This is a genomic window from Pseudomonas alvandae, assembly GCF_019141525.1.
GTDB classification, from domain to species: Bacteria; Pseudomonadota; Gammaproteobacteria; order Pseudomonadales; family Pseudomonadaceae; genus Aquipseudomonas; species Aquipseudomonas alvandae.
This window is the reverse complement of the sequence record NZ_CP077080.1, coordinates 3,329,703-3,346,704: the sequence shown is the minus strand read 5'-3', so window position 1 is coordinate 3,346,704 and position 17,002 is coordinate 3,329,703. Positions and strand designations below refer to the sequence as shown.

Below are 17,002 nucleotides of genomic sequence, written 5' to 3'. Positions count from 1 at the left end.
GAAGTCCACTTCGAGCACGACCGTGCCCCAACAGCCAAGGTAATCCCATGAACGATGTCACCGTAAAAGTCATAGTCCGGTCACCACCGCCGGTCATATGGAAGATCTGGAGCAACTTTCCAGAATCGCCACTGTGGGACACCGACGTCCGCCACTGTGAGCTCAATGGCCCGTTCCAACCCGGGACGCAGGGCAAATGCGTCCTGAACAATGGCCTGAAAATGCCCTTGAAGCTGGAGGCGGTGAAGCCTCAGGAAAGCTATCGCAACAGCGCGAAACTGCTTTGGATAAACCTCGAATTCGATCATCGGCTGCGCAGGCTCTCGCCCAATGAAACCCAGGTTATCCATAGCGCGAAAATCTCCGGCCCCTTGAGCTTTCTGTACCGAGGGCTGATGCGCAAGGCATTGACCGTGGCGATGACCACGGCCTTGAACAACCTGAAGGCGTTGGCTGAGCTGCGGGCGGATGTCGCCTGCATCCCCGATGGCGAGAAATCTGAAACGCACCTGCACCTGGTATGACCGCCTCGGGACGTCATGTCCCGAGCGCGAGCTACGGCAATTTTTTTGATAACGGCACATTTGGACCGAGCATGAACCTACTGAAAAACACCCAATACCTGGCGCTTAGCATGATCGGCATCGGCCTCATCGTCCCAGCGTCCAGCTTCGCCGACACGCTGGGCCCCTACGCCAGTCTGATGGGCGGCGCGAACTGGGTCGCTGAGCAGGACCTGACTCAAAACGACCTGGATTTCGTCGAGATGGAGTTCAACCAACCCACCGAATCCGGCTACGCCACTGGCCTGGCCTTGGGCTGGCGCTTCCCTGTAGGGCTGAGGCCGGAGATTGAACTGGGCTATCGCAAGAACACGCTGACCCAGTTCAACAACCGGGTCTATGAGGGCGGCGGGAGCATCGACGGCAAAGGCGAAGAGAAAGCCACGACCTTGATGGCCAATCTCTGGTACGACGTGTTGAACCTGCCGGCGCCGTTCGACCGATTCACACCCTACGTCGGTGGCGGCCTCGGCTATGCCACCCTCACGGTGAGTGGCCTGGAGGCCGGCGGTGTCGAATTCGGCGGTACCCATCGTGACACGGTTTCGGCTTACCAACTGGGTGCCGGCGTCGGGTACGAGTTCACCGAGCACTGGTCCATGTCGGTGGATTACCGGTGCCTGAAGACGCGCGAAGCGCATTTCGGTGACATCGAGCGCTTGCCCCAGGGCGACGTGAGCACCGAGTACGAGTCCCAATCCGTGATGCTGGGCCTGCGTTACTGGCTCTGACGCGGTAGACCGGCGCCTTACTTCGGCAAGGCGCCGCTTTCGCCAGCCAGGTGCTGTTTCAGGTACATGCCCGACAGCATGTCCTGGCTATCCAGCGGCCAGTTGTGGTTGATGATCGCGAAATTCTTCACCAGTTGAATGTGGTACGGCCCATTCTTGCCGGTTGTTTGCGCTTGCGACACGACAATGAGGTTTTCGGTTTCCATCGGCACAATCTGGTGTTCGGTCACAATGCCCTTGAGGGTGATCGTGAATTCAGCCATTTCTTTCCCATCGGCGTTGCGATCCGGCAGGATCTTCAGGTCCAGATCACCGTCGCGGCCCATCGAGTCCTGACGCATCTGGTAATGGCCGCTGCGTTGATCCGACTCGACATCGCCGGTCTTGTCGTCATCCGACTCGCGCTCATCCTCGTGCAACACAACCCTCTGTGGGCGGTTATCGTTCTTGTCGGCACGGATCCGGGTGCCTATGTATGGGTAAGGATCGACCTGTTCCCGGGCGATGCGCCATTCACCGATCCGCCGGCCGTCATGGGCATATTCATAGAGGTTGACGAATTCGTCGTCTCCCTCGTCTTCCCGAGTCCCCACCAGCCTGACTGACTCGGTGCCGGCTGCCTTGAGGTAGCGCACTTCTCCAATGACCACCGCGCCCTGCTTCTGGTACCAGATTTCCAGTGGGACATGGTCTTGCAGGCTGCCGGCAAACAACTGCGGATCCTCTTTGTCCGGCCCGTCCAGGGTCGATTGTTCGTGCCACTGGCCGTCCCTCCAATCGCCGACGGTGCGCCGGGTGTAACCGCGCGGCATGCTGGAGGTATCGTCGTATTCGGTCGGCTGGATGTTGTCCTCGGTGTCGCAATGCAGGCGGACCAATTCGTCACCCTGCTTTCTCCATCGACACGTGCGCGTCCAATGGCCGTCGCGGTCGGTTTGGGAAAACAGATTTTCATTCGGGATGACCGCAAACATCCCGCCATTGCTTTCCTTCGCCAGGTTCGTCAACGCCCGGTTGAGGACCCACTGGTTGCTCTGCGGATCTTGCAGATAGACATCGTAGTTTCCTTTATAGGCCACTTCAGGATCGTCGCCGTTGCGAATCGCCAGGTCCAGACGGCCATCAAAGTTGAAATCATCGAAGTACACCAGGCTGAAACGACCGAGCATCCAGCCGTTGTCCTTGCCATCGCGGTCCAGGGGAATATTGCCGGCCTGGGTCTGCAATTGCTGCAGGACGTCTTGCGTGGCCGGGTTGCGCACGGTGATGACCGCCGGAGCCAGTTGCTTTCGATCTTCGGGTGGCTGGGGGAACAGCACTTCAACGAGGTAGGCTCCGCTGCCGGCGCTGAACGAAAACGACAGCGGCTCGGCCATGGCCTGGGCTGCAGGAAGCACAAAGAACAGCACTGCCTTGAATAAAGCACGCATCCCGCGTTTTCCTGGCGTAAGGGAGGGGCCGTAGTGTAACGGCGATGACGTAAAGCTGGCAGTCCTGCCCTCCCCTCAGCCTTCACTGCGGCACCTGCCTTGGGCGTCCGCCAGTCAAGCCGCCGTGCTGTGCTTCGGGACGATCGGCCCGGCTTCCCCCAACAGTGCAGCGACGGTACGCTCGCCAAGCGCCAGGCCGACGCTCATGCCCAGCCCAGTATGCATCACCACCGCGGTGACGCCATCCGCCGCATCAAGCACGCTGAACGGCCCCGGCCCACGCGCGCCATAGACGCCCTGCCAGCGCTCCAGCACGTCGACTTCGCCGCCCAAGGTGTCCTGCGCCAAATCGATCAGGATCCGATCCACCTGTTCGGCGTTGAACGGCGAGATATCGCTGCCGTAGACATGGGAGTCGCCAATGATCAGGTCACCGTAGGGTGTCGGGCTGATGAGCAAATGAATGCCATGGGCTTCCAGCTCCGGTTGCTGGCTGCGGATCTGCGCACGGATGGCATCCGCTTCGGGCAGGTCGGCAAAGGCGCCGTAATGCACACAACTCAGCCCTGTCAGCAGCGCATGCCGCAGGGCCAGCGGTTGACGCGGGCGTACACGCAGCATTTGCAGGCCGCACACCTGCGGTCGCAGCGCGGCGAGTGGCTCGGCCAGCAGCGTCTGGTAGTCATGGCCCGAGCACACGACGATGTGCCTGGCGGTAAACCGACCGGCGCTGGTGACGGCACGGTGGGTCTCGACATCGCGTACCAGCGTCGAGAAATGGAACTCGACGCCCAGTGTCCGGGCCAGATACTCGACGATCTGCGGTAGCGCCTCGCGGGAATATAGCTGTTGGTCATCAAGGCCAAGCAACGCGGCACGATGATGGGCAAAACGGCCGTCATACAGGGCCTCCAGCGCATCGCCGCGCAGCAGTTCGGTGCGATAACCCAAACTCGCGCCGCGCCCGTTCACGAACGCTTCGAGCAACACCTCCTCGGCTTCCGTGCGGGCGAACAGCAACGAGCCTTGCTGGTGCAAATGCAAGCCGGCGGCCTGCCCTAGCGTCTTCCACAAACCGTTTGCCTGGCGTGCCAGGTCAAGCATGATGCCCGGCGCCTGGCCACCGACCAACGCTTGGCCGAAGTTGCGGATCGAGGCACCCAGGGGTGTGTGGCTACGCTCGAACACCTTGACCTTGAGGCCGCGCTTGGCACCGGCCCAGGCATGGGCCAGGCCGAGAATACCCGCACCGACGACCAGCAGGTCGCAGTCGTGCTCAGACATGGAGACTCCTTGAATTTTCAATGACCAGGTGAGGCCCGCTCGACACCTCGGGCCTTGGAACAGCCGAGTTACTTGGCGACAGGCTCGGACTTGCCGTCGTAGCGCTTGCGCCACTCGGCCAAGATGTTGTCGCGGTTTTCCGACGCCCAGTTGAAGTCGTTGCCGATCAGCCGCTGCTCATAGTCCGCTGGCAACTCCGGCAAGCGCTCGGCGATGCCCGGTTGTGCCAGGACAGCGAAGTTGGCTTTGTACAGATCCATGGCCTCGCGGCTGGCGGAAAAATCGGCCAGTTTCCTCGCCGCCTCCAGGTGTGGCGTGCCCTTGATCACGGCGGTGGCTTCGATTTCCCAACCCAGGCCTTCGGTGGGCAGCACGATGTCCAGTGGCGCGCCCTTGCGCTTGAGCTGAATGGCTGGGTATTCGAACGAAATACCGATGGGGAACTCACCGGAAGCCGCCAATTTGCAGGGTTTGGAACCGGAGTGGGTGTATTGGCCGATGTTGGCGTGCAACTTGTCCATGTAGGCCCAGCCCTTGGCTTCGCCGAATGTCTGCAGCCAGGCGCTGACATCCAGGTAACCGGTGCCCGACGACGCGGGGTTGGGCATCACGATCTTGCCTTGGTACACCGGGTTGGCGAGGTCTTCCCAACGGGTGGGTTTCGGCAACCCGAGCTTCTGCGCTTCCACCGTGTTGAAGCAGATGGACGCGGCCCAGACGTCCATGCCGACCCAGCTTGGCGGCGTGTCGGCGTCACGGTAGTTTGCTGCAATCTGGCCCAGGTTCGCCGGGCTGTAGGCGTCCAGCAGGCCTTGCTGCTTGAGGATGGCCAGGCTGGAACCGGCAAGGCCCCAGACCACGTCGGCTTGTGGGCGATCCTTTTCCGCCAGCAGCTTGGCGGTGACGATACCGGTCGAATCGCGCACCCATTTGATTTCGATGCCTGGATTCTTCTGCTCAAAGGCTTGTTTGTAGGCCTTGAGCTGCTCGACTTCGAGGGCCGTGTAAACCGTCAGTTCGGTATTCGCCTGGGCTTGAAAAACACAGGCGGCCAGCAGGCCGGCGGCCAAGGCAGTGCGTTTGGACATGGTACGGCTCCGTATCGGTCAGTGGGGCTTTCAGGTATGGGACGGCAACATGCCGCGGGCCAGTCGCGCGTTGATGTCATCGATCACGGCGGGCAACTCGGCGATCGTGTCGATCAGGTAATGCGGGCGGCTCGCGGCGAACAGTCCATCGATGCGCGTACGCTCGGCGGCCAACTGCCGGGCTGGCAGGGCCTGGAATTGTGCCCAGTCAAGCCCAAGGAAATTGCCGGAAAAACGCAGCGCCACGGTCCACATCCCTGCCCTGCGGCCTTCGAGGATGCCGGGCTCGGTGTCATCGACCTTCACGCAGCCGGCCACATCGTCCAGCCCCAGCGCGATGACGTTGGCCAAGGCCTGCGCCGGGCTCGGCCGGCCCTTGGGCACGTCATCGGTGGCCACCACATGGTCGGGGCTGTAGCCCTTGGTCGCGGCCAATTCGACGACCTTGTCCATGACCTGCCTGGGATAACCGGAACAACTGCCGATTTTCAGGCCTCGTTGGCGCAGTGCGGCGATGCTTTCCAGCGCGCCGGGGATCAGGTCCGAGTGCTCGGCGACCTTGGCGATCTGCATCGGCATGAAGCGTTGGTAGATCGCGGTCACGTCGTCGTCGCTCGGCGTGCGCCCGAACCGGCGGACAAATCTTTCGGCCACGGCGGATTGATTGCACAGGGTGCGGATGTGATCCCACTTGCCCATGCCCATCGGGCCACGAGCCTCCTCCAGGCTCAGCTCTATGTCGAAACTGGCGAAAGCTTCGACGAAGATCCGCGTCGGGGCGAACGAACCGAAGTCCACTACGGTGCCCGCCCAATCGAGGATGGCGGCTTGCAGGCGGGTTGGCGTTTGGTAGTGCATCAGAATCTCCAACAGGTTTTCAAAGGCCCGGCGCCGGCTGGCGCCAGGCCTGGGAGCGCCGCAGCAGGCGCCGGGAGAACGTCGCAAGCAGCAGCGAGACACTGGCCGAGGTCAGCAGGATCAAGGTCGACATCGCGGCGGCCCCGCCTACGTTGCCGGCGTCGTCCATGTTCAGGACCGCCACCGCGGCCAGCACGCTGTCCGGGCTGTACAGGAAAATCGCCGCCGAGACCGTGGTCATCGCCGAGACGAACAGATAGCGGACAATGTCGAGCAAGGCCGGCAGGCACATGGGCAGCGTGACCCGCAGGAAATGCCGCGCCAACGGCACTTTGAGCGCCAGCGCGGCCGCCTCGAATTCGTCGTCGAGCTGGCGCAGGGCCGCGCTGGCCGTCATGTGCGCCGTCGTCAGGAAGTGAGCGACGGTGCACACCACCAACAGCGCCAGGCTGCCGTACAGATTGCCGAGTGGATTGCCCGGCAGATTGAAAAAAAACACGTACCCAAGGCCCAGGACCAGGCCGGGGACCGCCATGGGCACAAAACTGAGCAGCCGCAGGATTCGGGTCAGTGCGCTCTGCCGGGTTTTTTCGATCAGGTAGGCGCCGGTGAAGATCAGCAAGCTGCCGAACACGGCGCTGCAGGCGGCCAGTAACAGGCTGTTGCGATAGGCCAGCCAGCCGCCGGGCAGGTCGGAAAACCCATAGTTATCCAGCGACAAGGACAAATCGTAGGGCCAGAACTGCACCAGCGACGCGTACACCGCCATGCCGAACACCCCGAGCAATACGCAACAGACCATTGCCGTCATGCCCAGGAAAGCCGCATCCCGTCCCGCTGATGGCCGCGGGTGATAGACCTGGGCGCGGCCGCCCATGGCGTCGCGTTGACTGCGGCGCAGCCACACGTCCACCGCAAAACTGAGCAAGGCCGGCACCAGCAAAACCAGGCCGATCAACGCCCCGCGCCCGAATTGCTGTTGCCCCACGACGGCCTTGTAGGCTTCCAGCGCCAGCACCTGGTAGTCACCGCCCACCGTGACCGGCACGCCGAAATCGGTGATGCACAAGGTGAACACCAGGCAGAACGCGGCAAACACACCCTGCCGGCTACCGGGCCAGGTAATGCTGCGAAATGCCCGCCAAGGCGATGCGCCCATGCTTGAGGCCGCATCGAACAGCCGGGCGTCCGCCAGGGCCAGCGCCGACATCAGCACCATCAATGCGTGGGGAAAGGTGTAGATCGCCTGCCCGAGGACGATGCCCCAGAAGCCATAGATGTTTTCCGTCATGAAGCCGCGCAGCAGGCCCTGGTTGCCAAACAGGTAGATCAGCGCGATTCCCGGCAGCATCGAAGGTGCCAGCAGCGGCAGCAGCGAAATCCCCCGCCATAGCGGCTTGGCGATGATGTAGGTGCGCTGCAACGCATAAGCGAACGCGTAGGCCAGCGGCACCACGATCATCGCCACGGTCAGAGAAACCGTCAGGCTGTTGCCCAGCAACCAGCGGAAGTTCGCGCTGGCAAACAATGTCAGTGCGGCGTGCACGCCCCCGCCCTGGCTCGCATCACCGCTGACGGCACGCCACAACATGGCGAGCAGCGGCAGCAGGACCGCCACGACCAGCAAAATGAGCAGCAACCATTGACCGCCGCGAATGAACAGGCGATCGGCGAAATCACCGGCCACCTGGCGTGGCTGGAACACGGTGGGCTTGAGGGTCATCGTGACATCCATATCAAGCGAACACCTGCAGGCACTGGGGCGGCAGCGCGACTTTCAGGTGGGCGCCGGTCAACGGCGGCATGGCGTGCGGCTCCAGCTCAGCCAACAAACCATGGCCTGGCAGCGCATCGAGTTCGAAGCTCAGCCGGCAGCGATTGCCGAGGAAAGTCAGCTCCCGCAGTTGCGCATCGAACAGGTTGTGTTCCGGAGTGGTCGGATTGACCCGGACGGCTTCCGGACGGCAGAACAGGCGTCCGCGCGGTCCAATATCATTGCCGCCCAGGGTGAGGTTCAGTTCGCCAACCCGCACCTGCCCATCCTGGCCGCGCTCGAACGGCAGCCAGTTGCCCTGGCCGATGAAATCGGCGACGAAAGCCGTCGCCGGCGCGCGGTAGATCTGTTGCGCGCTGGCAAACTGTTCGACGCGCCCTTGGTTGATCACCGCGATGCGATCAGCCATCAGCATCGCCTCGTCCTGGTTGTGAGTGACCATCAACGTGGTGATGCCCAGGCGCTTTTGCAGCCCGCGCAGTTCCGTGCACAGATGCTCACGCACCCGCGCATCGAGGGCCGACATCGGTTCGTCGAGCAGCAACAGCGAGGGCGCCGGGGCCAAGGCACGGGCCAGGGCGACCCGTTGCTGCTGGCCGCCGGAAAGCTGGCCGGGGTACTTTTTCTCGCTGCCACACAGCCCGACGAGATCAAGCATCTCATTGACCCGGCCGCGAATGGTCTCGCGGCTGTTACCCGCCAACCCGTAACCGACGTTCTGCTCCACCGTGAGGTTGGGAAACAGCGCGTAGGACTGGAACAGGATGCCGTAGTCCCGCGCTTGCGGCGCCAGGCTGGAGAAATCCCGCGCGCCGATCATGAGCGTGCCGCGATCCTGCCGCTCCAGGCCGGCGATGCAGCGCAGCAAGGTGGTCTTGCCGCAGCCGGACGGCCCGAGCAGGCACACCAGCTCACCGGCGCCAATGTCCAGCGACACCCCGTCCAGGGCCTTGAAGGCACCGAAGCTTTTATGGATGTCGCGTATCTGCATGTCTACGGAGTGTGTTCTGGTCATGACGTTACCTCGATGAGCGGTCAGCTCGACGAGGGTCATGGTAGGCAGGCAGTACGAAGGCTTGATTGCAGTTGGCTAAAAGCTGCCGATAGTGCCATCGGCAAATTTGCGTAGCCGGCTCAGGACTCGGCCGTTTCCCGTGCCAGGCCAAGGAACGCCGAAGGCAGCCGAGCCTGGCGGCGTTCCTTCAGGCAATAAAGGTACTCGGCGATCAATGGCGCGCCCTCCAGCTCCACCACTTTGAGCTGCGGATTCTCCGGCACCTCATGACGGGCGATGACGCTGATGCCGATGTTGCGCAGGACCGCTTCGCGAATCGACTCACGGCTGCCAATTTCCAACAGTGGCCCAATCGCAACGCCAGCCTCTCGCAGCAGCGTTGTGGTGAGCGTGCGGGTGGTCGAGCCCTTTTCACGCATCAGCAGGCAGTGCCCGGCCAATGCGCCGGGCGCCACGCGATCATGGCTCGCCAACGGGTGGCTGCGGTGCACCGCCACGACGAGAGGGTCGTGGCCCAATACCAATCGGGTCAGGCGAGAATCATCCACCAATTGCGAGGACGCGGCCAGGTCCACGCGGTACTCTTCCAGCGCCTCGATGACCTGCAGCGAGTTGCCGATTTCCAGGGTCACTTCGCACAGGGGAAACTGCTCGCGAAAGCCCTTGATGATATCGAGCACGTAGTACGGGGCCGTGGCGCCGATTCGCAGCGTGCCTTGCACCTGGCCGCTGTTGCGCAGGAAAAACTCGATGTCGGCTTCCTGCTGCAACAGCTTCTGCACCATCGGCAGCAACTGCGCGCCTTCGTCGCTGAGGGTCAGGCGGCGACCGCCGCGAAAGAACAGTTCGACGCCGTACTGGGCCTCCAGATTGCGAATCTGCGTGGTCACCGTCGGCTGGCTCAACCCGAGCTTCTTGGCCGCCTGGGTGACGCTGGCCAGGCGGGCGACCATATGGAAAGACTTCAGCTCGGCGCTGAGCATGTCGTGGACGCTCCAGAAAGAGGATAAGGGCAAGCGACTATAAAGATTTACCTGATCACCGGAAACGATCAAAATCGCCGCCATTCGTCTACCCTCACAACGCGCCCGGCAAGAATGCCCGGCGCCTGAACATTCATGCTTCCAAGCACCGGAGATTTTCATGCTCAAGCGTACCCTGGCACTGGCCGTCGGTTTCACCCTGACCGTGAGCGCTGTCCTGGCGCAGGCCGCCGACACCCTGAAAGTCAGCGCGATCCCTGACGAGGCGCCGACCGAACTGCTGCGCAAGTTCAAGCCACTGGGGGCTTATCTGGAACAGCAGATCGGCATGAAAGTCGAGTTCGTCCCGGTGAGCGACTACCCCGCCGTGGTCGAGGCGCTGGCCACCGACCGGATCGACCTGGCCTGGCTGGGCGGCTTCACCTTCGTCCAGGCCCGCCTGAAGACCGGCAACGCCATTCCCCTGGTACAACGCGAACAGGACGCTCAGTTCACCAGTAAATTCATCACCGCCGACCCCGCCGTGAAATCCCTGGCCGACCTCAAGGGCAAGAGCTTTGCCTTCGGCTCGATCTCATCCACCTCGGGCAGCCTGATGCCGCGCTACTTCATGCTCAAGGACGGCATCAAGCCGGAAACCTACTTCAGCCGCGTCGGCTACTCGGGTGCCCATGACGCGACCGCGGCCTGGGTCCAGGCGGGCAAGGTCGATGCCGGCGTGCTCAACGCCAGCGTCTGGGAAAAACTCGTGGCCGCCGGCAAAGTCGACACCAGCAAGGTCAAGGTGTTCGCCACCACCCCGGCATATTTCGACTACAACTGGACCGTGCGCGGCACCCTCGACCCGGCGCTGGCGGCCAAGCTCAAGGCAGCGTTCCTGGCGCTCGACCCGGCGAATCCGAAAGACAAGGAAATCCTCGACCTGCAAGCCGCCAGCCGCTTCATCGAAACCAAGCCCGAGAATTATAAGGGCATCGAAGAAGCCGCTCGCGCCGCCGAACTGCTGAAATGACATTGCGTTTGACCCAGGCCAGCGTCACCCACGCCAACGGCGCCCAGGCGCTGCGGGGCGTGGACTTGCACATCGAGGCGGGTGAACAGGTCGCTATCATCGGCCCGTCCGGCGCGGGTAAATCCAGCCTGCTCAATGTGCTGGCGACCGCCCTGCGGCCGGGAAACGGTGAAGTCCAGGTGTTGGGCGAGCGCGCCTGGCACCTGTCGGCCGGCCAGCGCCAACGCCTGCGCGCACGCATTGGCCTGATTCATCAAGCGCCGCCGCTGCCGCCGCGCCAACGGGTGGTCACGGCGGTGTTGGCCGGCAAACTGGGCCAATGGGGCATGGGCAAGAGTCTGCTCAACCTGCTGCATCCGTTGGACATCCCAGGGGCGCGGGCGGCGTTGGCCCGCTTGGACCTGGGCGACAAGCTCTTCGCCCAATGCCAGCAACTGTCCGGCGGCCAACTGCAACGCGTCGGCATCGCCCGGGTGCTGTACCAGGCACCCGAAGTGTTGCTGGCGGATGAGCCAGTGTCGGCGATGGACCCGGTCCTGGCCGAACACACGCTTTCGGTGCTCTGCCAGCATGCCCGGGAACACGCCGTGACCCTGGTCACCAGCTTACACGCGGTGGAACTGGCGCTGGCGCATTTCTCGCGGATCATCGGCTTGCGTGACGGCCAGATCCTGTTCGACTTGCCCACCGAAGCCGTCGACCGCAATCGGCTTGACGCGCTTTATGCCAACGAGCAACTGGCGTCCATGTCGAAGCCTGCGCCACCTTCGAGCGTGCAGATTCCGCGATGCTGAAGCACGACGTCCGGGACCCTGCTGCCCGCCCTCGCCTGCTCCTCGGCCTTTTGGCCGTCGCCCTGCTGTGGCCGGGCATTCATTTCAGCGAGTTGGACCTCAGCGTACTGCTGGCCAGCGACAGCCAGAGCGAAATAGGTCGGTTCGTCGCGGCATTCTGGCCGCCGGCCCATGACGAAGCGTTCATCGAATTGCTGCTGCAGGCCACGTTGCAGACAATCGCCATCGCCACGGCCGGCATGGCCCTGGCACTGCTATTGGCGGTTCCCGCGAGCCTGCTCGCCAGTCGTGCGTTATCGTTGTCGGCCGCCTACCGCGCCGGCAGGCCCGGCCTTTGGGGCCAGTGGCTGCGTTGGCCGGTCCGTGGCCTGCTCATCTTCCTGCGCAGCGTGCCGGAGATCGTCTGGGCTTTGCTCTTCGTCCGGGCCGTCGGCCTTGGCCCCACCGCCGGTGTATTGGCCATCGCCATTACCTACAGCGGCATGCTGGGCAAGGTCTACGCGGAAATCTTCGAGTCGGTCGACCAGCGTCCGGCGCACGCGCTGATGCAAGCCGGCAGCGGTCGGCTTGCGGCGTTCTGCTACGGGATCCTGCCCAATGTCGTGGCCGAACTGCTGTCGTACACCGTGTACCGCTGGGAATGCGCCATTCGCGCCTCGGTGGTGATGGGCTTCGTCGGTGCCGGCGGCCTCGGCCAGCAGATGGACCTCTCGTTGCGCATGTTCGCGGGCGGTGAAGTCGCCAGCCTGTTGCTGACCTTCCTGGTGCTGGTGCTGCTCGCCGACCAGCTCAGCCGCCTGTTGCGCTGGAGGCTGGCATGAATCGCCTGCTCAACGTGCTTATGCTGCTGGGCCTCGGCGCGGCGGTAGTTGCCTCGTTTGTCTATCTGGGTATCGACCTGGCCGCGCTCGGTGACCACTCGAACCTCAAGCAAATGAGCGCTTATGCGCAGCGTTTTCTCACGCCCGACCTGAGCCCTGCCTATCTGAAAGCGATCGGTCACGGCATGCTGGAAACCGTCGCCATGTCCGCCCTCGGCACGCTGCTCGCGGCGGTACTGGGCCTGGCGTTGGCGCTGCCGGCCGCCGGGCGACTTGGCTGGCCATTGCGAAGCGCGTCTCGACTGGTCTTGAACGCCTTGCGCGCGGTGCCCGAACTGGTATGGGCGGCGTTGATGGTGTTTGCCGCCGGGCTCGGTCCCAACGCCGGGACACTGGCGTTGGCCCTGCACACCGTCGGCGTGCTCGGCCGGCTGTTTGCCGAAGCGCTGGAAAACACCCCGCCACAACCCGCCGACGCCATTCGCCTGCAAGGCGGCAGCGCGCTGTGGGCGTTTTGCTACGGCACGCTGCCCAACCTGATGCCGCAACTGCTGGCCTACACCTTGTACCGCTGGGAGAACAACATCCGCATGGCCAGCGTGCTGGGCTTCGTCGGCGCCGGCGGCCTGGGCCAGATGCTTTATGTCAGCCTCAGCCTGTTCCAGGAGGCCCAGGGCAGCACGGTGATCCTGGCGATGTTGCTGCTGGTCTTCACCGTCGATACCTTGAGCAGTTGGAGTCGTCAGCGCTGGGTCAAGGCCTGACACTCCAGGTGGGCCGTCACCACAACGCCATCGTATAGCTGACGATCAGCCGGTTCTCATCCAGGTCATTGCCGAAGTTCGAGCGCACCGTCGCATTGCGCCACTTGAATCCCAGCCCCTTGAACGTGCCGTCCTGGATCACGTAGGCGAGGTCGGTGTTGCGTTCCCATTCCTGACCCTCTCCTGGCGCGCTGCGCTGCACGTTATCGCCGCTGATGTAGCGAGTCATGAAGGTCAGGCCCGGCACACCGAGGGCGGCAAAGTTGTAGTCGTAGCGGGCTTGCCACGAGCGTTCGTCGATATTGGCGAAGTCGCCGATCTGCACGAAGTTGACCAGGTACGGATCGCTGCGGGAGATGTAGGGAAACGGATCGTCGCCGCTCATGCGCTGATACCCCAGGCCCAGTGCATGGCCGCCGAGGCTGTAGGTGAACAGCGCGCCGAATGCCTGGTTGTCGATATTGCGGAAACTGCCATCCTCGGTGCTGCGGGAATAACGCACATCACTCTTCAATGACTGGCCGGCGCCCAGGTCCAGGGTATGGACGAAACCCAGGTAGTTCTGCTGATAGATATCCTCCAGCTTGCCGTAACGGTATTGCGCCGTGAGATTGGGCAGGAACTGGTAGTCCGCGCCGGTGAACTGGAACTTGTCGCTTGTGCCGCCAATGCGGTTGGCGGTCATGTCCTGGTAGTCGGTGGAATCGACAAGATTGATCTGGGTGAGCTGCCCGGCGGTGAGTTTCAAACGGTCGATTTCCTGCACGTTCAACAGCCCGCCCTTGAAGGTGCTCGGCAACAGGCGCGTATCGTTGGAATTCACCACCGGATCCTTGATCTGCAAGGTGCCGACTTTCAGGGTGTTGTTGGACATGCGCATCTTCGCGGTCAGGCCGACTTCACCGTAGCGGTCCTGGGAGCCGCCGGACAAATCCGCCGGCAGCAGGTTCGTGCCCGCCGTGCCACCGCCGGAGTCCAGTTTGAAACCGGCCATCGCCAAGGCGTCCAGACCGAACCCCACGGTGCCGGCGGTGTACCCCGACTCCATGCGCAGCAGGAAGCCCTGCGCCCATTCCTCGGCCTTGTCCCGGGCACCTTCTTGCCTGAAGTCGCGGTTGAAATAAAAGTTGCGGGCTTCCAGGCTGGCCTTGCTGTCGGCGATGAAATCGGCGTGGGCCATTGGCGCACCGATCAGGCCCAGGCCGAGCAAGGGACCGACCGGTGAACGGCTCCAGCGGGTGTCAGTGAAACGGGGCATGGCGTGCTCCTTTTTATGGACGAGAGCGATCCCTTCGGGGACGGCGTGTGCGCCTCGCTTATTGTTGGGGGCAGATTCTTCGCAGTGGCGCAGGCAAGGGTCAAACGGAAAAAAGGCGCCCTCGGGCATAAGAAAATTTGATGCGCATCCGGGCCCGACCTGGAGTAACAATTGCAACCATAAGAACGACAAACGCCAAGAGAACCACCATGAACCTCAAGTTCCTCGAAACCTTCGTCTGGGTCGCCCGGCTGCAAAGCTTCAGCCTGACCGCCGAAAAGATGTTCAGCACCCAGGCAGCGATTTCCAGTCGGATCGCGTCGCTGGAGGACGAGTTGGGCCTGCGCCTGTTCGTGCGCGATTCACGCGGGGTGTCGTTGACGCCGGAAGGCACGAAAGTGCTCGAATACGCCGAACAAATGCTTGAAGTCCAGCGTGCGCTCAAACAGTCATTGGACAAAAGCACCCCGCAGCAAGGCCTGGTGCGCATCGGCGTGATGGAAACGGTGATCCACACTTGGCTCAGTCCGTTGATGTCCATGCTGATGCAGGCGTTTCCCGCCGTGGAGATCGAAATCACCGCCGACGCGGCGCGCAATCTTTGCGAGCAGTTGCAGAAAGGCTATCTGGACATCGCGTTCCAGACTGACCTGGTCCGCCACGAAAGCGTGCGCAACCTCGAACTGGGGCATTACCCGATGCACTGGATCGCCGCCAGCCAATCGATCTATGCCCGGTCCTACGCCTCGCTGGCCGAAATGGCGAATGAACGCATCATCACCTTCGTCAAGCAATCGCGGCCGCACCAGGACGTATTGAACCTGCTGTACGCCCACGGCGTGAACACGCCGAGGGTCAGTTGCGTCAACTCGGTGTCGGCCATGACCCGACTGATACGCGACGGCTTCGGCATCGGCGCATTGCCGGCGGCGCTGGTGGCCAAGCCCCTGGCCCGTGGCGAATTGATCCAGCTGGAGCCCGGCGCGCCCCTGCCCCAGCTCGATGTCGTCGCGTCATGGCGTGCGGGCGTGGGTCTGGAGCTGATCGAGAGCATCGTGCACATGAGCCGCCAGGTCGTCTGCCAATACGCCACGGATGTCGGGCCCCAGCGCATGGTGGCGGCGGCGGGCCTGTCGACGGTCGAATAACTTTTACTTGTCAGGGGGTAGCAGTTTTCCTTGTTGGACGCCATCGCCCGGGTTTTCTACAAAGGGATCTCTAATAAAAACCTACGGAGACCCCGCGATGAGTTCATCAGCCCTGTCATTCGAACAACTGCAGCCCTGTTCACCGCAGGCGTTGCGCCAGAACATCGCGGCCGGTCGATACCACGGCCACACCAGCGGCCTGGGCCAAGGGCGGGTGCAAGCCAATATCGTGATCCTGCCGGGTGACTGGGGCGACGAATTCCTGCGCTACTGCACACTCAATCGCCAGGCCTGCCCGGTGCTGGACGTGAGCGAACCCGGCGACCCGTTCCTGCGCAACCTGGGCGCGCCCATCGATATCCGCCATGAGGTGCCGCGCTATCGCGTCTACCGCCACGGCGAGTTGAGCGAAGAGCCGCTGGACATCGAGCACCTGTGGCAGGACAACCTGGTTGCGTTCGCCCTCGGCTGTTCCTTTTCTTTCGAACAACCGCTGCTGGAGGCCGGCATACGCCTGCGGCATATTGACCTGGGCCGCAACGTCGCCATGTTCCGCACTAACATCGACACGCGTCCTACCGCGCGCTTGTCTGGCAAAATGGTCGTGACCATGCGTCCGATGAAAGCCGCGGCGGCGATCCAGGCCATCCAGATCACCGGGCGCATGCCCAACGTCCACGGCGCGCCGGTGCACATCGGCGATCCTGCGTTGATCGGCATTCACGCGCTCGACCGGCCGGACTACGGTGACGCGGTGCCGGTCGAGGCGGATGAGATACCGGTCTTCTGGGCGTGCGGCGTAACGCCCCAGTCCGTGGTCCAGGCTTCTCGTCCGCCGCTGTGTATCACTCACGCCCCCGGGTGCATGCTGGTGACGGATCTCCTGAACAGCGCCCTGTAGACCTTTTTAACGGATTGAAACTGATGACCACTGCGCAACGATCCATCGAGCACTACATCCGCGCAAAGGATGGCAACCGCCCTCACCTGCTGGACCAAGCCTTTACCGCTGGGGCGACCCTGGACATGGTGGTTCGCACCGGTTCCATTTCATTCCCGGATCACGTCGAAGGCCGTCCCGGGATCGGTGACGTCCTGGTCAGCCGTTTCAACCAGACGTTCGAAAACGTCTACACGTTCTGCCTGGGCGCCCCGCCTGCCGACAACATCGAGACATTCCAGTGCAAATGGCTGGTCGCGATGTCGGACAAGCACAGCGGCGAGGTCCGCGTCGGCTGCGGGCGATATGACTGGCGGTTCAGCCCCTCGTCCTCCTTGGCCGAGGGACTGGTCATTACCATCGAGCACATGAAAACCTTGCCGGCAGAAGAGTTGCCGGCGGTGATGGCCTGGGTCTCGCACCTGGAGTATCCATGGACCAACGCGGACGCCGCCGTGGGCACGGCGCCGGATTCAACGCCGCTTGAAGACGTGGTCCAATACATCTCAGTGGGCTGATCTGCCTTCGGGAAGCCCAAT

General features: G+C 62.9%; 17 protein-coding genes. 9 read left to right on the top strand and 8 right to left on the bottom strand.

The features are described from left to right. Nucleotides 1-47 precede the first annotated feature (47 nt). Nucleotides 48-524: an SRPBCC family protein gene (locus tag KSS97_RS14945; RefSeq protein ID WP_217859472.1), complete on the top strand. Its 477-nt coding sequence runs from the start codon at nucleotides 48-50 to the stop codon at nucleotides 522-524. A gap of 71 nt (nucleotides 525-595) precedes the next feature. Next, entirely contained in the window at nucleotides 596-1,294 is a 699-nt protein-coding gene (locus KSS97_RS14940; protein ID WP_217859471.1) for an outer membrane protein, read from the top strand. Nucleotides 1,295-1,311: 17 nt separating this feature from the next. On the opposite strand, the gene KSS97_RS14935 is transcribed toward KSS97_RS14940, so the two are convergent. The 7 genes from KSS97_RS14935 to KSS97_RS14905 form a co-directional block, all read right to left on the bottom strand. After that, nucleotides 1,312-2,724: an XAC2610-related protein gene (locus KSS97_RS14935; RefSeq protein WP_217859470.1), complete on the bottom strand. Its 1,413-nt coding sequence runs from the start codon at nucleotides 2,722-2,724 to the stop codon at nucleotides 1,312-1,314. Between the two features lie 114 nt (nucleotides 2,725-2,838). Beyond that, entirely contained in the window at nucleotides 2,839-4,008 is a 1,170-nt protein-coding gene (locus tag KSS97_RS14930; RefSeq protein WP_217859469.1) for a TIGR03364 family FAD-dependent oxidoreductase, read from the bottom strand. 68 nt (nucleotides 4,009-4,076) lie between these two features. Further along, on the bottom strand, nucleotides 4,077-5,096 hold the full coding sequence (locus KSS97_RS14925) for a putative 2-aminoethylphosphonate ABC transporter substrate-binding protein (RefSeq protein WP_217859468.1): 1,020 nt from the start codon (nucleotides 5,094-5,096) through the stop codon (nucleotides 4,077-4,079). Between the two features lie 30 nt (nucleotides 5,097-5,126). Further along, nucleotides 5,127-5,954, bottom strand: coding sequence for a phosphonoacetaldehyde hydrolase (phnX, locus tag KSS97_RS14920; protein ID WP_217859467.1), 828 nt, complete (start codon nucleotides 5,952-5,954; stop codon nucleotides 5,127-5,129). 19 nt (nucleotides 5,955-5,973) lie between these two features. Continuing rightward, nucleotides 5,974-7,677, bottom strand: coding sequence for a putative 2-aminoethylphosphonate ABC transporter permease subunit (locus KSS97_RS14915; RefSeq protein ID WP_225936040.1), 1,704 nt, complete (start codon nucleotides 7,675-7,677; stop codon nucleotides 5,974-5,976). A gap of 13 nt (nucleotides 7,678-7,690) precedes the next feature. Beyond that, the gene (locus KSS97_RS14910) at nucleotides 7,691-8,719 is read right to left on the bottom strand and encodes a putative 2-aminoethylphosphonate ABC transporter ATP-binding protein (RefSeq protein WP_217861999.1); all 1,029 of its coding nucleotides are present in this window, start codon (nucleotides 8,717-8,719) and stop codon (nucleotides 7,691-7,693) included. Nucleotides 8,720-8,862: 143 nt separating this feature from the next. After that, nucleotides 8,863-9,726 (bottom strand): LysR substrate-binding domain-containing protein, encoded by an 864-nt coding sequence (locus KSS97_RS14905; protein WP_217859465.1) that lies wholly within the window; start codon nucleotides 9,724-9,726, stop codon nucleotides 8,863-8,865. A 160-nt stretch (nucleotides 9,727-9,886) separates the two neighbouring features. Between KSS97_RS14905 and KSS97_RS14900 the strand changes: the two genes are divergently transcribed. The 4 genes from KSS97_RS14900 to phnE are packed head-to-tail and all read left to right on the top strand — an operon-like array spanning nucleotide 9,887 to nucleotide 13,117. Beyond that, on the top strand, nucleotides 9,887-10,738 hold the full coding sequence (locus KSS97_RS14900; protein WP_030138867.1) for a putative selenate ABC transporter substrate-binding protein: 852 nt from the start codon (nucleotides 9,887-9,889) through the stop codon (nucleotides 10,736-10,738). Continuing rightward, nucleotides 10,735-11,532: a phosphonate ABC transporter ATP-binding protein gene (locus KSS97_RS14895; RefSeq protein ID WP_217859464.1), complete on the top strand. Its 798-nt coding sequence runs from the start codon at nucleotides 10,735-10,737 to the stop codon at nucleotides 11,530-11,532. The genes KSS97_RS14900 and KSS97_RS14895 overlap by 4 nt, the downstream gene beginning before the upstream one ends. Further along, nucleotides 11,526-12,353, top strand: coding sequence for a PhnE/PtxC family ABC transporter permease (locus tag KSS97_RS14890; protein WP_217859463.1), 828 nt, complete (start codon nucleotides 11,526-11,528; stop codon nucleotides 12,351-12,353). Before KSS97_RS14895 ends, KSS97_RS14890 begins: the two co-directional genes overlap by 7 nt. Further along, nucleotides 12,350-13,117, top strand: coding sequence for a phosphonate ABC transporter, permease protein PhnE (gene phnE, locus KSS97_RS14885; RefSeq protein WP_217859462.1), 768 nt, complete (start codon nucleotides 12,350-12,352; stop codon nucleotides 13,115-13,117). Before KSS97_RS14890 ends, phnE begins: the two co-directional genes overlap by 4 nt. A 16-nt stretch (nucleotides 13,118-13,133) precedes the next feature. Here phnE and KSS97_RS14880 read toward each other — a convergent pair whose 3' ends face one another. Next, the gene (locus KSS97_RS14880; protein WP_217859461.1) at nucleotides 13,134-14,375 is read right to left on the bottom strand and encodes an OprD family porin; all 1,242 of its coding nucleotides are present in this window, start codon (nucleotides 14,373-14,375) and stop codon (nucleotides 13,134-13,136) included. Between the two features lie 209 nt (nucleotides 14,376-14,584). On the opposite strand from KSS97_RS14880, the gene KSS97_RS14875 reads away from it, so the two are divergent. The 3 genes from KSS97_RS14875 to KSS97_RS14865 all read left to right on the top strand — a co-directional run bounded on the left by KSS97_RS14875 (nucleotide 14,585) and on the right by KSS97_RS14865 (nucleotide 16,981). Beyond that, nucleotides 14,585-15,523, top strand: coding sequence for a LysR family transcriptional regulator (locus tag KSS97_RS14875; protein ID WP_217859460.1), 939 nt, complete (start codon nucleotides 14,585-14,587; stop codon nucleotides 15,521-15,523). A gap of 97 nt (nucleotides 15,524-15,620) precedes the next feature. Next, the gene (locus tag KSS97_RS14870) at nucleotides 15,621-16,424 is read left to right on the top strand and encodes a putative hydro-lyase (protein WP_217859459.1); all 804 of its coding nucleotides are present in this window, start codon (nucleotides 15,621-15,623) and stop codon (nucleotides 16,422-16,424) included. Between the two features lie 23 nt (nucleotides 16,425-16,447). After that, nucleotides 16,448-16,981 carry a hypothetical protein gene (locus KSS97_RS14865; protein WP_217859458.1) on the top strand — a complete coding sequence of 178 codons (534 nt, stop codon included), beginning with the start codon at nucleotides 16,448-16,450 and terminating at the stop codon, nucleotides 16,979-16,981. The last annotated feature ends 21 nt before the right edge of the window (nucleotides 16,982-17,002 follow it).

Excerpts from the sequence above, each read along its gene's own strand:
- KSS97_RS14945 (WP_217859472.1), top strand. The coding sequence starts at position 48 with ATGAACGATGTCACCGTAAAAGTCATAGTCCGGTCACCACCGCCGGTC.
- KSS97_RS14940 (WP_217859471.1), top strand. The coding sequence starts at position 596 with ATGAACCTACTGAAAAACACCCAATACCTGGCGCTTAGCATGATCGGC.
- KSS97_RS14935 (WP_217859470.1), bottom strand. The coding sequence starts at position 2,724 with ATGCGTGCTTTATTCAAGGCAGTGCTGTTCTTTGTGCTTCCTGCAGCC.
- KSS97_RS14930 (WP_217859469.1), bottom strand. The coding sequence starts at position 4,008 with ATGTCTGAGCACGACTGCGACCTGCTGGTCGTCGGTGCGGGTATTCTC.
- KSS97_RS14925 (WP_217859468.1), bottom strand. The coding sequence starts at position 5,096 with ATGTCCAAACGCACTGCCTTGGCCGCCGGCCTGCTGGCCGCCTGTGTT.
- phnX (WP_217859467.1), bottom strand. The coding sequence starts at position 5,954 with ATGCACTACCAAACGCCAACCCGCCTGCAAGCCGCCATCCTCGATTGG.
- KSS97_RS14915 (WP_225936040.1), bottom strand. The coding sequence starts at position 7,677 with ATGACCCTCAAGCCCACCGTGTTCCAGCCACGCCAGGTGGCCGGTGAT.
- KSS97_RS14910 (WP_217861999.1), bottom strand. The coding sequence starts at position 8,719 with ATGCAGATACGCGACATCCATAAAAGCTTCGGTGCCTTCAAGGCCCTG.
- KSS97_RS14905 (WP_217859465.1), bottom strand. The coding sequence starts at position 9,726 with ATGCTCAGCGCCGAGCTGAAGTCTTTCCATATGGTCGCCCGCCTGGCC.
- KSS97_RS14900 (WP_030138867.1), top strand. The coding sequence starts at position 9,887 with ATGCTCAAGCGTACCCTGGCACTGGCCGTCGGTTTCACCCTGACCGTG.
- KSS97_RS14895 (WP_217859464.1), top strand. The coding sequence starts at position 10,735 with ATGACATTGCGTTTGACCCAGGCCAGCGTCACCCACGCCAACGGCGCC.
- KSS97_RS14890 (WP_217859463.1), top strand. The coding sequence starts at position 11,526 with ATGCTGAAGCACGACGTCCGGGACCCTGCTGCCCGCCCTCGCCTGCTC.
- phnE (WP_217859462.1), top strand. The coding sequence starts at position 12,350 with ATGAATCGCCTGCTCAACGTGCTTATGCTGCTGGGCCTCGGCGCGGCG.
- KSS97_RS14880 (WP_217859461.1), bottom strand. The coding sequence starts at position 14,375 with ATGCCCCGTTTCACTGACACCCGCTGGAGCCGTTCACCGGTCGGTCCC.
- KSS97_RS14875 (WP_217859460.1), top strand. The coding sequence starts at position 14,585 with ATGAACCTCAAGTTCCTCGAAACCTTCGTCTGGGTCGCCCGGCTGCAA.
- KSS97_RS14870 (WP_217859459.1), top strand. The coding sequence starts at position 15,621 with ATGAGTTCATCAGCCCTGTCATTCGAACAACTGCAGCCCTGTTCACCG.
- KSS97_RS14865 (WP_217859458.1), top strand. The coding sequence starts at position 16,448 with ATGACCACTGCGCAACGATCCATCGAGCACTACATCCGCGCAAAGGAT.